This is a genomic window from Vibrio gazogenes, from assembly GCF_002196515.1.
Taxonomy (GTDB): Bacteria; Pseudomonadota; Gammaproteobacteria; order Enterobacterales; family Vibrionaceae; genus Vibrio; species Vibrio gazogenes_A.
On record NZ_CP018835.1, the window covers coordinates 2961369 to 2977040 of the forward strand.

Annotated in this window: 14 protein-coding genes; 1 reads left to right on the plus strand and 13 read right to left on the minus strand. The window is 46.4% G+C overall.

Translation table 11 applies throughout. The annotated features are described in order from the left end of the window. Window positions 1-63: 63 nt before the first annotated feature. The 8 genes from BSQ33_RS13560 to leuS all read right to left on the minus strand — a co-directional run bounded on the left by BSQ33_RS13560 (window position 64) and on the right by leuS (window position 9316). Window positions 64-858 (minus strand): septal ring lytic transglycosylase RlpA family protein, encoded by a 795-nt coding sequence (locus BSQ33_RS13560; RefSeq protein ID WP_021019426.1) that lies wholly within the window; start codon window positions 856-858, stop codon window positions 64-66. Beyond that, complete coding sequence (gene rodA, locus BSQ33_RS13565; protein ID WP_021019427.1) at window positions 858-1979, minus strand: rod shape-determining protein RodA; 1122 nt, start codon at window positions 1977-1979, stop codon at window positions 858-860. The genes BSQ33_RS13560 and rodA overlap by 1 nt, the downstream gene beginning before the upstream one ends. Continuing rightward, a complete protein-coding gene (gene mrdA, locus BSQ33_RS13570; protein ID WP_088134304.1) occupies window positions 1979-3868 on the minus strand; it encodes a penicillin-binding protein 2 in 1890 nt (629 codons plus the stop codon). Before mrdA ends, rodA begins: the two co-directional genes overlap by 1 nt. 6 nt (window positions 3869-3874) lie before the next feature. Next, window positions 3875-4345 (minus strand): 23S rRNA (pseudouridine(1915)-N(3))-methyltransferase RlmH, encoded by a 471-nt coding sequence (rlmH, locus tag BSQ33_RS13575; RefSeq protein ID WP_021019429.1) that lies wholly within the window; start codon window positions 4343-4345, stop codon window positions 3875-3877. A 3-nt stretch (window positions 4346-4348) separates the two neighbouring features. Continuing rightward, window positions 4349-4666: a ribosome silencing factor gene (rsfS, locus tag BSQ33_RS13580; RefSeq protein ID WP_021019430.1), complete on the minus strand. Its 318-nt coding sequence runs from the start codon at window positions 4664-4666 to the stop codon at window positions 4349-4351. 100 nt (window positions 4667-4766) lie between these two features. Continuing rightward, a complete protein-coding gene (holA, locus tag BSQ33_RS13585; protein ID WP_088134305.1) occupies window positions 4767-5792 on the minus strand; it encodes a DNA polymerase III subunit delta in 1026 nt (341 codons plus the stop codon). An 18-nt stretch (window positions 5793-5810) separates the two neighbouring features. Next, the gene (gene lptE / locus BSQ33_RS13590) at window positions 5811-6425 is read right to left on the minus strand and encodes an LPS assembly lipoprotein LptE (RefSeq protein WP_088134306.1); all 615 of its coding nucleotides are present in this window, start codon (window positions 6423-6425) and stop codon (window positions 5811-5813) included. 317 nt (window positions 6426-6742) lie between these two features. Then, window positions 6743-9316, minus strand: coding sequence for a leucine--tRNA ligase (leuS, locus tag BSQ33_RS13595; protein WP_088134307.1), 2574 nt, complete (start codon window positions 9314-9316; stop codon window positions 6743-6745). A 122-nt stretch (window positions 9317-9438) separates the two neighbouring features. Between leuS and BSQ33_RS13600 the strand changes: the two genes are divergently transcribed. Beyond that, window positions 9439-9915 carry a zinc ribbon-containing protein gene (locus tag BSQ33_RS13600; protein WP_088134308.1) on the plus strand — a complete coding sequence of 159 codons (477 nt, stop codon included), beginning with the start codon at window positions 9439-9441 and terminating at the stop codon, window positions 9913-9915. Window positions 9916-9954: 39 nt separating this feature from the next. On the opposite strand, the gene lnt is transcribed toward BSQ33_RS13600, so the two are convergent. The 5 genes from lnt to miaB all read right to left on the minus strand — a co-directional run bounded on the left by lnt (window position 9955) and on the right by miaB (window position 15524). Beyond that, a complete protein-coding gene (lnt, locus tag BSQ33_RS13605) occupies window positions 9955-11472 on the minus strand; it encodes an apolipoprotein N-acyltransferase (protein WP_088134309.1) in 1518 nt (505 codons plus the stop codon). A gap of 47 nt (window positions 11473-11519) precedes the next feature. Next, window positions 11520-12395 carry a CNNM family magnesium/cobalt transport protein CorC gene (corC, locus tag BSQ33_RS13610; RefSeq protein ID WP_021019436.1) on the minus strand — a complete coding sequence of 292 codons (876 nt, stop codon included), beginning with the start codon at window positions 12393-12395 and terminating at the stop codon, window positions 11520-11522. A gap of 78 nt (window positions 12396-12473) precedes the next feature. Continuing rightward, window positions 12474-12935 (minus strand): rRNA maturation RNase YbeY, encoded by a 462-nt coding sequence (gene ybeY / locus BSQ33_RS13615; RefSeq protein ID WP_088134310.1) that lies wholly within the window; start codon window positions 12933-12935, stop codon window positions 12474-12476. Further along, window positions 12932-14029, minus strand: a complete 1098-nt coding sequence (locus BSQ33_RS13620; RefSeq protein ID WP_088134311.1) for a PhoH family protein — start codon at window positions 14027-14029, stop codon at window positions 12932-12934. The genes ybeY and BSQ33_RS13620 overlap by 4 nt, the downstream gene beginning before the upstream one ends. A 70-nt stretch (window positions 14030-14099) precedes the next feature. Continuing rightward, complete coding sequence (miaB, locus tag BSQ33_RS13625; RefSeq protein ID WP_088134598.1) at window positions 14100-15524, minus strand: tRNA (N6-isopentenyl adenosine(37)-C2)-methylthiotransferase MiaB; 1425 nt, start codon at window positions 15522-15524, stop codon at window positions 14100-14102. Window positions 15525-15672: the final 148 nt, after the last annotated feature.

The window sequence follows — 15672 nt, forward strand, 5'->3', positions numbered from 1 at the left end:
CTTAACAGAAACTCATTTTCTCAAGCCAGACCCAAAGGGCGATTCGGCCAGATTTTCCGGTATTTATTGTATCTGCCGGTGCTTCCTGATAAAGGCGGTGCTGTAGCCCAGCTGTTTCACCTGTTCCAGAGTTTGTTGTGTCTGGGAGTAATCATGAAAGGGGCCGAGAAAAACCCGATGACTACCGTTCAGGCTATCGATATAGCTGGTCACAGATAACTTCTGACTCAAATCTTGCGATAAAGTTCGGGTTCTTTCCAAATGTCTTGAGGAAGAAACTTGAATGACATAGTCAGACTGGTGTTTTTTCGGGGGAGCCGCCGCTGTCACAGTTGGGCGGTCATAAGTCAGTACCTCTATTTTGACGGGGGCAGTGCCTGTCCGGATGACGTCAAGCTTGTATGCTGCGGCATAGCTTAAATCGATAATTCTTCCGGTGTGGAACGGTCCGCGGTCATTGACGCGAACAATCGCTGTTTTTCCATTATTCGTATTTGTAACCCTGACATAGCTGGGAATTGGCAACGTTTTGTGGGCTGCAGTCATGGAGTACATGTCATAAATCTCACCATTGGAGGTTTGATGACCATGGAATTTTTTGCCATACCAAGAGGCAAGCCCTTGTTCCTTAAATCCCTTTGGATTTTTGATGATATGGTATCTCTTTCCCCGAACGGTATAGTCTTTGTTTCCGCCAAGACTATAAGATTCATATTTGGGGTGGGCATCTTCGATATTATCAACGGAGATGGGCTGCTTGGGAGCCACATCATCACGGATATCATAACGGCCGGAGGAGCTACAGCCAGCCATAAACAGAAGGATTGCGCCATAATATAGAAGCAGTCGAATGCTCATCAGATTGCCTTTGAAAATGCTTTTCGGTGAGTATGAATTGACATCAGAATGCCAAAGCCTGCCATGAGTGTTACCATGGATGTCCCACCATAACTGATTAATGGCAGCGGAACGCCAACAACAGGTAAAATTCCACTCACCATACCAATATTGACAAACACGTAGACAAAAAAGCTAAGTACAATACTTCCCGCCATCATTTTTCCGAAAGCGGTCTGGGCATTACTGGCCAGATAAAGACCTCGTCCGATGATAAACAGGTAAACGGAGAGCAAAGCAACAATCCCAATCAGCCCCCATTCTTCGGCAATCACGGCAAAGATAAAATCGGTATGGCGTTCTGGCAGAAATTCAAGTTGTGACTGAGTCCCGTGTAGCCAGCCTTTGCCCAGAATACCACCCGAGCCAATGGCGATCTTACTCTGGATAATGTGATAGCCGGCGCCTAATGGGTCGGATTCGGGGTTGAACAATGTTCGTACACGCACTTTCTGGTACTCACGCATCAAAAAGAACCACAGAATTGGCACAAAAGCCCCTGCGGCAAAGAGCGCGGCAAAGATAATACGCCAGCTAATACCGGCTAGGAATATGACGAAGATTCCGGAAGCTGCAATCAGAATCGATGTCCCTAAATCGGGCTGTTTTGCGATGAGAATTGTCGGGACAAAAACCATAACCAAAGAGACGCAGAGGGTCTTAAATGACGGTGGGAGCGGATGTTTGCCGATATATCGTGCGACCATCAGCGGGACGGCTAGTTTGAGTAATTCTGAAGGCTGAAAACGGATCACTCCGATATCGAGCCAGCGTTGCGCACCTTTCGAAACTTCTCCTGCAATCAGGACTCCAACAAGGAGTAGCACCCCACAGAAAAACAGAAATGGTGCCAAAGATTCATAACTTCGGGGCGATAACTGAGCAAGGCCAACCATGATGGCGACCGCTAAGACCATCCGCATCGCTTGACGCTCCATCATCGCCATATTTTGGCCACTGGCACTATACATCACTACGAGCCCGAACCCCATTACCAGTAGTAGACCGAGTAATAGAGGAAGGTCAATGTGCAAACGTTCAAAGAATGCTCGGCTTTGGCCTGTAGATGGATCGAATTCCATTAGTCTTTCTTCTCTTGTTGGTCTTCATCTAGAATAATGTGATCAAAGATTTTTCGCACCACCGGAGCACCATGGCTGGAGCCGCCTCCCGCATTTTCCAATACGATCGTCACAATGGCTTTCGGGTTATCGACGGGGGCAAATCCAGTGAATAGTGCATGGTCGCGCAAGTGTTCTGCAAGGTCGTCTGCATTATATTCTTCCCCTTCCGCGAGGCCAAAGACCTGAGCTGTCCCTGACTTACCGGCACTTTTATATTTTAGGTGCTTGAATGCATGACGTGCCGTTCCGCGAGGCCCATGATTGACCAGATACATCCCATTGATTGCGATGTTCCAGTATTTTTCCGGTACGCCGGTAATCGGTGGATAGGTTTCAACTTCTGCCATTTGCCGCTTGCTAAAGGGCTCTCCATTTTCAATGGTTGCCCGGAGGAAATGTGGTGCCAGTACCTTACCGTGGTGGACTAAGACTGAGATCGCTTTCGTGATTTGCATCGGCGTTGCAGTCCAATAGCCCTGACCAATTCCAACGGGGATGGTGTCTCCCTGATACCAAGGGGTTCGATGGCGAGCCATTTTCCACTCTCTGGTCGGCATATTGGCTTTACTTTCTTCGAAAATATCAATACCGGTATATTCGCCATAACCGAACATTTTCATCCAGCGAGATAGCCGATCGATGCCCATATCGTAAGCGACTTGATAGAAGAATGTATCAACGGACTCTTCCAATGCTTTGGTGATGTTGACTTTACCATGTCCCCATCGGAGCCAATCCCTGAAAGGCTTGGTTTTTGAATTAGGAATTCGCCAGTATCCCGGATCATTGCGAGTGGTGTGTGGTGTGATGACGCCTTCTTGCAATGCAGAAACAGCAATTAACGGTTTGACAGTGGATGCCGGCGGATAGATGCCTAACGTGGCACGATTGACCAGAGGATGGTCTTTATTACTCAACAGGGCCCGATAAGCTTTACTGGTGATACCATGGACAAAGGCATTGGGATCATAGCTTGGGCTGGAAACCATGGCCAGAACGCCATTGTCTTTCGGATCAAGGACGACGGCTGAGCCTCTTTTGCCATCCAGCAAATGATAAACGTAACGTTGTAAGTTGATGTCTATATTCAATACCAGATCTTTGCCCGGTACCGGCGGCACGTATTTAAGGGTACGGATGACGCGTCCACGGCTGTTGACTTCAACTTCTTGATAACCCGGCATGCCGTGTAAAATATCTTCGTAATAGCGTTCGATACCCAACTTACCGATGTCACGGGTTGCCTGATAATTGACCTCTTTTGCTTCTCGTTTCAGGCGTTCAATATCGTGATCGTTGATTCGGGACACATAGCCGATTACATGAGTCAGCATTTTACCGAAAGGGTAATAACGCTTTAGACGGGCTGTGACAGCAACGCCCGGATATTTGTATTGATTTACCGAAAATTTAGCAACTTCTTCCGGTGTTAATTGCGTCAGGATCGGTACAGAATTGAAGCGTCGGGTTTGACGTAACTCTTTGTGGAAAGCTGCAACTTGCTCCGGCGAAATATCAACGACTTGTCTTAACCGTTGGATCGTCGCATCCATATTATCGACTTGTTCCGGTGTAATCTCCAAATCAAAGATAGGACGGTTCTCTGCCAGTAAGACCCCATTACGATCATAAATCAGCCCACGGTTTGGAGCGATAGGGACAATTTTAATCCGGTTATCGTTAGAGCGGGTTCTGTAATCCTGAAATTGCACAACCTGAAGGGTATACAAGTTTGCGATTAACACACCAACCAGAATGATAATCGCTAAAAACGAAATGATGGCCCTGTTTCGAAACAGATTGTCTTCTGACTTGTAGTCTCGGATCTGACTGCGTTTGCGAAGCATCTCGTATTATTCTCGATGATAAGGATGGTTGGTGGTCACACTCCAGGCCCGGTATAAACTTTCAGCCATCACAATACGGACTAAAGGGTGAGGGAGGGTCAGCGGTGATAAAGACCAGCTTTGCTCTGCGGCTTGTTTGCAGGCTGGTGATAACCCTTCTGGGCCACCAATTAAGATGGAGACATTACGGGCATCTAATTTCCAACTTTCCATCTGTTGTGCTAGTTGGTGGGTATCCCAGCGCTTTCCCGGAATATCGAGAGTAACAATACGATGTCCTTTTGGAATTGCAGCGAGCATCGCTTCCCCTTCCTTATCGAGTATTCTCGGGATATCTGCATTTTTACCCCGCTTTCCTGCAGGGATTTCAATCAGCTCTAAAGGCATATCATGCGGGAAGCGACGTTGATATTCATTGAATCCCTGCTCAACCCATTGGGGCATTTTTGTGCCCACAGCAACTAGCTGAATCTTCACGCTTTAGCTCCAGAGTTTTTCAAGCTGATAGAGCGATCGCTGTTCTTCTTGCATGACGTGCAACATCGATGTTCCCATATCCAGCACGACCCATTCTCCTTCTGAGTCACCTTCCATTCCCAAAGGAGGCATGCCTAATTTTTTGGCTTCACTGGCGACATGATTGGCAATCGATGACACATGACGTTTTGATGTTCCGGTGCAGATCACCATGTAGTCGGTGACGCTGGATTTTCCGGTGACATGAAGTGCTGTGATATTTTCAGCTTTCATATCATCTGCTTTATCCACTAAAAAATTTTTCAGTTCTTCGTGCTGCAATGAAATTTCCTCTCACTTTGTTCTACTTTTCAATGACTCATTTTATGAGCAGATTCGAATCTTTCACGTATTTCAAACCTGTTTAAAGTATATCATGCTTTTAATCAGGCAAAGCGGGTGTCAAACCGGCTTGGGTAAATTGTAAGCTAAATGCCTGAAGTAGCGGCCATGGATTGATGTCATAGCGTGTTTTGACCGAGAGTTCAATATGACTCAAGGCATGAATCAGCATGTATAGTTTGTCCGCACTGAGTCGATTGAGTGCATTGACATAAAGTGAACGCTTATTTTTCCAGATGCGGTGTTTATCCATCAATGTATGCAGCGAGGCATCCTGTTGCTCGGCTTGAAGGGTGGTCAGCAAGCGTAATTCTTTCTGGACTGAACGTAACAGTAATACGGGTTCAGTGCCTTCGGCTTCGAGCTGACGTAAAATTCGTTGGCAACGGTTGGATTTGCCGTCCAGTAAAGCATCTGTCCAGTTGTAAACCGTAAAATGATTATGTCGGGATAGCGATGCTTCGACTCGGATCAGTGTCAGTTGCCCGTCGGGATAGAGTAGCGCTAGTTTTTCCAGACTCTGAGCAAGAGCCAGTAGGTTTCCCTCATGCCATTGTGCCAACATTTGTAATGCTTCCGGGTCGGGAACGAGTTCCAGTTTCCGGCAACGTTGCATGACGAATTGTGGCAGACGGTTGAGATCTGGTGTCAGGCAGTTAACCAAGCAGCCTTGTGTGGCTAAGGCTTTAAACCATTTGGTATTTTCCTGCGCTTTGGTGAGTTTATTGCCAATCACCACCAGAATCGTATCCGGATGTAACATTTCTCCCAGCGCAAGTAACTGTCCCGTCAACTGCGCATTCATATTACCGTCAGGGAGGGTTAACTCGACCATTTGTTGGCTCGAAAACAGACTAAATGCCTGAAAATGGTCAAAGACTTGGTGCCAATCCAGTGTGCTGTCGGCCTGATAACGGTAGATTTCAGTAAAACCTTGCGCTTTGGCTTTCTGGGCAATCGAGAGCCGGGACTCTTGCAATAATAATGGTTCATTTCCGAAGAGGAGATAAACTGGCATCAACTGATGTTGAAGATGTTCCGGCAATTTTTCCGCAAATATACGCATCAAAATCTCAGTTAAACTCTATTGGCTTATGGTGTGTTGTTCCGTTGAAACCTCAGTGGTTGACACATGGCTATCACCTTGCTCAGACATCTTGTGTTGCCGTGAACGCTCTGAACGTTCAGATAAAGTCAGGTCTGGTTTTAAACGCGCCATGAGACGGATAATCTGAGATGAAGCCAGTTGACGCATCTCATCAATGAGCATGGCACTTTCCATTGACTTTGCCAAAGCCGTGAGCGGGTTGTCCAGATAACTACGCGTAACCGTCGTTGTGAAGGTTTTGGTACCCACATCGGGAACTGTAACGCGGAACGTCGCATTGAGTGTCAGCTCTTTTTCCGCTGCGATTGTATTCTGATAAATAGACAGTGTTCTTGATGAAATCGCTTCGCTGACGAGATGTAAATTAGGAATGTCTTCAGCCGGTTCAACAATCTCAATTTCATTCAGTCTCAGCCGGTTTTTAACGATTCGGGTAAACTGACTGTATTGGTCGTAACTGGTCACCGATAGCTTATCTAACGCTTCCGGCACATCATAATCTCCCCGTAAATGAAAACCGCAGGCCGTCAACGAGATTGTCAGCAGTGTCAGGAAAATATGTCGTAGTAATGAGGGATGAAGTGAACGCATTCGAGTCCTATTTTAATCTATTGAACAGAGATAGTTCCAGACCATCACACCGTGTGACAAACCATCGATGATGGGAAATATCCACTAGAGTCAGTAAACATTATCAACGTCTGTCTACTGACTCCTATTTAGTGATTGAGTTCATCACAATTCAAGATGGTACGTTATTCTTTGAGCAACGTACCATCTTTTTAGTACGATCTTGTTCGTCACGTACTATTCGCATTTGCAAACATGTTGGTGTTGTTAACAGACAAATTGATTTATAACGTGCAATTTGTTGTGAACATACAATCTGTTGTGAACATACAATCCAATCAGTTTGCCACAATGCTCAGTAGCTTACCCGGAACATAGATCACTTTGCGGATCGTCAGACCATCGGTAAATTTCTGAACATTTTCGTCTTGCAGTCCCAAGCTTTCTACTTGCTCTTGGGGGGCATCTGCGGCAACGGTCAGTTTACCACGCACCTTACCATTGACTTGCAGAACAATCAGTTTTTCATCTTCGACCAGCGCTTTTTCATCGTAGGTCGGCCAAGGGGCATGATCGAGATCCGAATTCCCTAAAGCTTGCCACATTTCGAAGCAGATATGCGGTGTAATTGGTGACAGCATCACCACAATTGCTTTGAGAGATTCGTCCAGTATGGCGCGATCCTGAGGATTTTCCTGAGGGGCTTTGCCCAATTTGTTCATTAATTCCATAATCGCGGCTATCGCGGTATTGAACGTCTGACGGCGCTCAATATCGTCGGTAACTTTTGCAATGGTCTTATGAACTTCTCGACGAAGTGCTTTTTGTTCATTATTCAGTGATTGTGGTTCAACGGCAGGCGCTTCGCCTTGAGTGGTATGCTCAAGTACCAGCTTCCAGACACGTTTCAAAAAGCGGTTTGCGCCTTCAACGCCTGATTCCTGCCATTCCAACGTCATATCCGCAGGGGAGGCAAACATCATAAACAGTCGGACCGTATCCGCACCGTATTTGTCGACCATTTCCTGAGGGTCGATACCGTTATTTTTCGATTTCGACATTTTGACCATGCCGGAATGCGCTACCTGACGCCCTTTTGCATCGATGGCAGAGGTGATACGTCCTTTGCCGTCACGCTCAATTTTTACTTCAGTTGGTGAAACCCATTCTTTGCCACCTTTTTCATTCTGGTAGCTGAATGCATCGGCCAAAACCATACCTTGGCACAACAACTTCTTGAATGGCTCATCTGAAGAGATATAACCGGCATCACGAAGGAGTTTATGGAAGAAGCGTGAATAAAGCAGGTGCATACATGCGTGTTCAATACCGCCGACATACTGATCGACAGGGAGCCAATAGTTAGCTTGCTCGGGATCTACGATTTGATCGGCTTGCGGTGAACAGTAGCGAGCGTAATACCAGGATGATTCCATAAAGGTATCGAAAGTATCGGTTTCACGCAGTGCTGGTTGACCGTTATAAGTCGTTTCAGCCCATGTTTTGTCTGCTTTAATCGGGCTGGTCACTCCATCCATCACGACATCTTCCGGGAGGCGTACGGGTAATTGGTCGGCTGGTACCGGATGAACTTCACCGTCTTGCGTGGTGACCATCGGGATTGGTGCACCCCAGTAGCGTTGGCGGGAGACACCCCAGTCACGCAAACGGAAATTGACGGTCTTGCGTCCTTTGCCTTCTGATTCGAGTCTGGCGGCAATGGCATCCAGCGCTTGGTCGAAGTTCAGACCATCAAACTCACCGGAATTGCACAAGATGCCTTTTTCTGTATAAGCCGCTTCAGCAATATCAAAGGAGCTTCCGTCGGTTGGTTGAATGACCGGTTGAATATCTAGCCCGTATTTAGTCGCAAATTCAAAGTCTCGCTGGTCATGGGCAGGGACAGCCATGACTGCACCTGTGCCGTAATCCATCAGGACAAAATTGGCAATATAGACTGGCACTTCACGTCCATTGAGTGGGTGGATGGCTTTCAGGCCCGTATCGATGCCTTTCTTCTCCATTGTTGCCAATTCGGCTTCAGCAACTTTGTTATTTTTACACGCTTCGATAAATTGCTCGATTTCCGGACTATTCTGCGCAGCAATGGCCGCCAACGGATGACCTGCTGCGATACCGACATAAGTCACTCCCATTAATGTATCCGGACGAGTGGTGTAGACTTCCAGTGCGCCGTAGTTCGGAACGTCAAACTGTAACTCAACCCCTTCAGAACGACCAATCCAGTTACGCTGCATGGTTTTAACCATTTCTGGCCAGCCGTCCAGTGTATCCAGATCGTCCAGAAGTTCCTGAGCATAAGCGGTGATTTTAATAAACCATTGCGGGATTTCTTTCTGTTCGACGGGGGTATCACAACGCCAGCAACAGCCGCTTTCGACCTGTTCGTTGGCCAGAACCGTTTGGTCGGTCGGACACCAGTTTACAGAAGAGGTTTTTTTGTAGACTAAGCCTTTTTCATACAACTTGGTGAAGAACTCTTGTTCCCAGCGGTAGTATTCAGGGCGGCAGGTTGCAAACTCCCGGTTCCAGTCATAGCCAAATCCCAGCAGTTTCAACTGGTTTTTCATGTATTCGATATTTTCATAGGTCCACGGTGCCGGTGCAGTTTTATTTTTAACTGCTGCATTTTCAGCCGGAAGACCGAATGCATCCCATCCAATGGGCTGCATGACATTTTTACCTTGCAGGCGTTGAAAGCGGGAAATCACATCACCGATCGTATAATTACGTACGTGTCCCATGTGTAGTCGGCCACTTGGGTACGGAAACATAGATAAACAGTAAAATTTTTCTCTGCTAGGATCTTCTGTAACAGTAAAGGTTTTGCTACTTTCCCAATGCGCTTGAACTTTGGGCTCAATTTCTTGTGGATTATATTGTTCTTGCATCGATGATGTCCGATTATCTTGGAATTTGTGAGTTCAGTTAGAACAGGTACGAATAGATCGCCATAGAATACCTAAAGCGAGAGTACACAACAATAGTCAATCTAGTTTGGAAGAGGTTTGTCATGTCAAAACATAAATCGGGATATGAAACTCTGTTACAAGAGGTGGTTGAAACCGTACAACAGAGTCCGGAACGGCTACAGCATGCAATCGAAACATCGGAAAAAGTGGTTCAGGCTGCATCTGATATGACTAAAGATGAATTGGCACTAATCTCTGCTTATATGAAAGCCGATTTGCATGAGTTTGCTGAACATTATGAGGAAAGCAAAAGTGGTCCTTTTTCTGTGATGATTTCTAACTCGATCTGGGAGGCTTTAGCATCGATTACGGATCGAACAGCGTTAGAATGGGCGGAACTCCATCATGAACTGGATCATCAAGGGACGTATAAAGCGGGTGATGTGATTGGCCTTGGCGTACTGGTTTGTGAACGGTGTGGTCATAAAATGGAATATAACCACCCGACAGAAATTATCCCTTGTATGAACTGCGGTCATGAGCAGTTCAGCCGGGTTTCTTTTCACTCAAAGTCGTGACAGAAAGGCTGAACTTTGTCACCCGCTTACGTCATATCGTTACTGAGCACGAGAGCGGGTGATGATAAATCCTAAGCATAAACTGAACGCTATCCAGCCATAAAGTGGCCACGAGCCTAATATGCGATAAGGCGTTTTTCCTTGAGTTGGTGTCAGTGTCGTTTTGAGAACACCCGCTTCAAATTGTGGCAACCGATGGGTGATTTTCCCTCGATAGTCAGTGATGGCTGTCACGCCATTATTGGTTGAACGAATGAGGGGAATCCCCAGTTCAAGTGCCCGCATTCTCGCGATTTCCATATGCTGGAGCGGGCCGATCGAGCGTCCAAACCAAGCATCGTTTGACAAGGTCAGCAGAAAATCAGTCTGATCGGTGACATTTTCCCGAATCTGTTCGTTAAATACGATTTCATAGCAAAGTGCAGCCACGAAGAAGCGGCCATTTGCCTGAATATTTGGCTGAATATAGGGGCCCGGAGAAAATGAAGACATGGGGAGATTGAACAGTGGAGCCAGTGGTCGTAGCCACTGCTCAAAGGGAACAAACTCGCCAAATGGCAGCAGATGATGTTTCTTATATTTGGGTCTGTTGACACTTTGGTATACGGGTGTTCCCTGACCGAGCGCAAGAATACTGTTATAGAATGTGTGATTATCGGGTCTGGTTAATATCCCCGTGAGTAGTGCTGAGTGATTTTCTCGGGCGTGTTCATCCAGAGAGCTCAGATACGCTGGTAATTCATGTTCAAAGGCTGGAATTGCGGCTTCCGGCCAGATGATAATATCTGCATCCCAGTTCTCTTGCGTGTAATCTGCATATTTCATCAGCGTTGGCCATCGCTCGCTGGGACGCCATTTGAGCGCTTGATCAATATTGCCTTGAACAAGCGCAACGGTGGTTTGACGTTCAGGTTGTGGAGAGACCCAGTGAACCCAATTGAGGCCAGCTGCAATCCCGTAAATACCGAATGGAACGAGTAGGGCGCGCCACTGTCGCTGCAAAGTGAAATATGCCATCGCCGCTGAGATTAAGGCTATCGCGAGTGTGATTAGTTCGACGCCTCCGATGGGGGCATAATTTGCTAAAGGCGTATCGATTTGGCTATATCCGAGCCAGAGCCACGGAAAACCAGTAAATACCCACCCCCTTAACCATTCGTTCACCAGCCAAAGCGCAGGAGCTGCCAATAGATAGCGGATTGCAGATTCTCGAGGAAAATATCGGTTCAGGACATAACTGAACAAGGCCGGATAAAGAGCCAGATAAGCAGAAAGTAACCCCATTAGGAGAATGCTAACCACTTTCGGTACACCACCAAACGTATCAATGCTGACGTGAATCCAATAGACCCCGTGACCGAAGAATCCGAGTCCCCAAAGTAGCCCTACCAGGAAAGCTTGTTTCGCTGAACGCTGATATAACAGAAGAAATAAAAAATACAGAGAGAGGAAGGCTAACGGCCACCATGCATAGGGTGCAAAAGCAAATGACCCGATGGCACCAGAAAAAACGGCCATGAATGGCCGTATAAAACGAGAATAGTTTGGATTAGACATCAGTGATTATGATTGAACTCGATAGAGAATAGTTACCGATTATATTACTATTCTTGGAACTCTTCTGAAACGGTTTCAACGTCAGGAATTGTCACTTGTAGTTGAACAACGCGCCGATTATCTGCACTGGTCACTTTAAACTGATAGTCAGACAATTGAACCACTTCACCCCGTTCAGGGAGATGACCGAATGCTGTCATCACCAGCCCACCAACGGTATCCACTTCTTCATCACTGAAGTTGGTGCCGAATGTCTGATTAAAGTCTTCAATCGTCGTCAGAGCATTGATGGAAAAGGTATGTTTGCTTAGTTTTCGGATATCCTGTTGTTCTTCATCATCGGTCTCATCTTCGATATCTCCGACGATTTCTTCCAGTATATCCTCGATTGTCACCAGCCCGGACACTCCGCCAAATTCATCGACAACAATCGCCATGTGGTAGCGTTCTTCCCGGAACTCTTTCAACAACCGATCTACGCGCTTACTTTCGGGAACGACCACCGCAGGACGGATAACTTCATCAATATGAAATGGTGTACATGTTGAACCGAGATATTTGAGTAGATCTTTTGCCAGCAAGATACCATCAACATGGTCTTTATCTTCACTGATGATGGGATACCGTGAGTGTTGGGCATCTGTGATGAGAGTGATGAGTTTGTCGAGAGATGCATCTCGGTCAATCGTCACCATCTGAGAGCGGGGTATCATAATATCCCGAACTCGCATTTCAGAAATTTGAATGACCCCTTCCAACATATCTTTCGTATCGTGATCGATCAGGTCGTTGATTTCCGAATCTCGGATAACTTCTACCAATTCCTGTCGATCTTTGGGGTCGCCCTGAAAAAGCTGACCTAAACGTCCAAAAAAGGACTTCTTACTCGGACCTTCAGAATTCTGCGAATTGTCTTCGTTCATTGTTACTCTATTCAGTCACGCTATCAGACGTGTGATAGCACACATCGTAGAACAGGGGGGTGTTGATTATCTGTTCTACTATTTCTCTGTTAAATATGGGTCTTGATAGCCCAATTTCAACATGATTTCTGTTTCGAGTGACTCCATTTCTACAGCTTCGTCATCGTCGATATGATCATAACCTAACAGATGAAGGCTACCATGTACAACCATATGCGCCCAATGAGCGAGTAACGGTTTATGCTGCTCATCGGATTCTTGTTCGACAACTTCGCGGCAAATGACTAGATCGCCTAACAGATCCAGTGTGACACCCGGTGGTGATTCAAACGGAAATGACAATACATTGGTCGGTTTGTCTTTTCCACGATATTGAGAGTTTAGTTGCTGACTTTCAGCGTGGTCAACAATTCGAACGGTGACTTCTGCTTGTGTCTGAAAAGGGGAGACTGCTGCCGTGAGCCAGCGAGAAAAATTCGCTTCAGAGGGAATGTTTTCTGAATGTTCTACGGCAACTTGTAAATCGAGCACAATACTCATGACTGATCAGACTCCGGTACGGTGGGAGAAGTGTCTTGTTGCTCTTCAGCAGCGCGATTTTGTTGTGCTTCGCGACGTCTTTTCTCGTACTCTTTACGCTCTCTTTGATCTTGTGCTTCCCATTTTTCATAAGCATTGATAATCCGGGCAACAACCGGATGACGAACGACATCGTCTGCCTGGAAAAAATTGAAGCTGATTTCATTGACGTCATTCAGAACTTCAACTGCGTGACGGAGTCCTGATTTGGCACCACGAGGTAGGTCAATCTGAGTTACATCACCAGTGATGACCGCTCTTGAATTGAAACCGATACGGGTCAAAAACATTTTCATCTGTTCGACCGTGGTATTCTGGCTTTCATCCAAGATAATAAATGCATCGTTGAGTGTCCGGCCTCGCATATAGGCGAGAGGAGCCACTTCAATTACGTTTCTCTCAATCAGCTTTTCAACCCGTTCAAAGCCTAGCATTTCAAACAGCGCATCGTATAGTGGACGAAGGTAAGGATCGACTTTTTGACTGAGATCGCCCGGAAGAAATCCGAGTTTCTCTCCCGCTTCAACGGCTGGACGTGTTAACAGAATACGACGAATTTCTTGTCGTTCGAGCGCGTCAACGGCTGCGGCTACGGCAAGATATGTTTTTCCTGTACCGGCAGGGCCAACCCCAAAAGTAATATCATGAGTCACCATATTCATCAGATATTGTGCCTGATTGGGTGTTCTGGGTTTTATCATCCCTTTCTTCGTTTTGACGAAGACTTCTTTCCCGTGCTCAAAGGAAGGTTCAGCATGCTGTTCCAGAATACCGGACTCTTTGATGGCAAGGTGAATTTGTTCAGGCTCAATATCCGGAATTTGTCCTCTGACCGGTGCCGTATTCACGTAAAGCGTTTTGAGAATATCGATAGCTGCCGTTGCGGTATGCGGTTTACCGACGACGGTAAACTGGTGATTGCGGTAATTGATTTCAACGCCCAGACGACGTTCAAGCTGCTTGATATTATCATCAAACGGCCCACACAGACTGGCAAGGCGACGGTTATCGGATGGTTCCAGACTGATTTCAAGTGTGATAATTTTATTACTCAATGTGACCTCTCATGGTGCCATCCTCGGGTTTCCGATTTTGACCGGAAACCGGATGGGGAATTGTTCGAGACTATGGGGTAAAGGTAGCAACTCCCAGTTCATTTTCTCGACGTGTCTTTTGGATCATCTCCAGCGGGGAAGTAACCACGCGCAGATCCATTTCCTGCTCGGTACGAATCAGTTCACCGCGCAGAGAGTTCGGGAAAACATCCACAATCTTGACATCAACAAACTGACCGATCAGGTCTGCTGAACCTTCAAAATTCACAACACGATTATTTTCTGTTCTACCCCGTAATTCCATCAAATTCTTTTTCGATGGTCCTTCAACCAGAATACGTTGCTCAGTATCTGACATCAGACGTGAGTAGCGCATTGCCTGACTATTAATGGTTTGCTGTAATTCATACAGACGCTCTTTCTTCACAGCTTCGCTCAGATCGCAAGGGTAATCTGCTGCCGGTGTACCCGGGCGAGGAGAGAAGATGAAGCTGAAACTCATATCAAAGTCTACATCTCGAATCAGTTTCATCGTATCCTGAAAATCTTTATCCGATTCTCCGGGGAAGCCGACAATAAAGTCAGAACTGATTTGAATATTCGGACGTGCTTTGCGTAGTTTACGAATGATCGATTTATATTCAATGGCCGTATGCGGACGTTTCATCATTGTTAAAATACGATCAGAGCCACTTTGTACCGGGAGATGCAGGAAGCTGACCAATTCCGGAGTATCTTCGTAAACCGCTATAATATCGTCGGTGAATTCCAACGGATGGCTTGTCGTGAAACGGATCCGGTCAATACCATCAATCGATGCAACCAACCGTAATAGATCTGCAAATGAGCAAATTTCACCATCATGCGTGGCGCCACGGTACGCATTGACGTTCTGCCCGAGCAGGTTGACCTCGCGAACGCCTTGTTCGGCAAGTTGCGCAATTTCATACAGCACATCATCCATTGGACGGCTGACTTCTTCACCACGTGTATACGGCACCACACAGTAAGTGCAGTATTTTGAGCAGCCTTCCATGATAGAAACATAAGCTGTTGCACCATCTGCCCGAGGCTCCGGCAGACTGTCAAATTTTTCAATTTCTGGGAAGGAAATGTCCATGACGGGCGCTTCATCAGATTGAGATTGCTTAATCATTTCCGGCAGGCGATGTAGCGTTTGTGGTCCAAAGATCACATCAACGAATGGTGCCCGTTCACGGATATGGTCACCTTCTTGAGTGGCGACGCAACCACCGACGCCAATGACAACACCCGGCTTATTATCCTTTAAGTTTTTCCAGCGACCTAATTGATGGAATACCTTTTCTTGCGCTTTTTCTCGGATTGAACAGGTATTCAATAGTAGGACATCTGCTTCCTCTGGTTCTTCTGTTAACTCATAGCCATTTGCTGCGTTGAGTAGGTCGGCCATTTTGGATGAATCATATTCATTCATTTGGCAACCCCAGGTTTTAATTAGCAGTTTCTTACTCATCTCACTTTCGCTCGTTTTGTCTGTCTGAATGCTTTGGGGCTCATGCCCTAGTATATACTGAAAATTACCGTACTGACGGTAAGCGGCGTATTGTACTGTTTTCAAAACCTGCTGACCAGTGTTTAACACTGATCACAATATACAATGA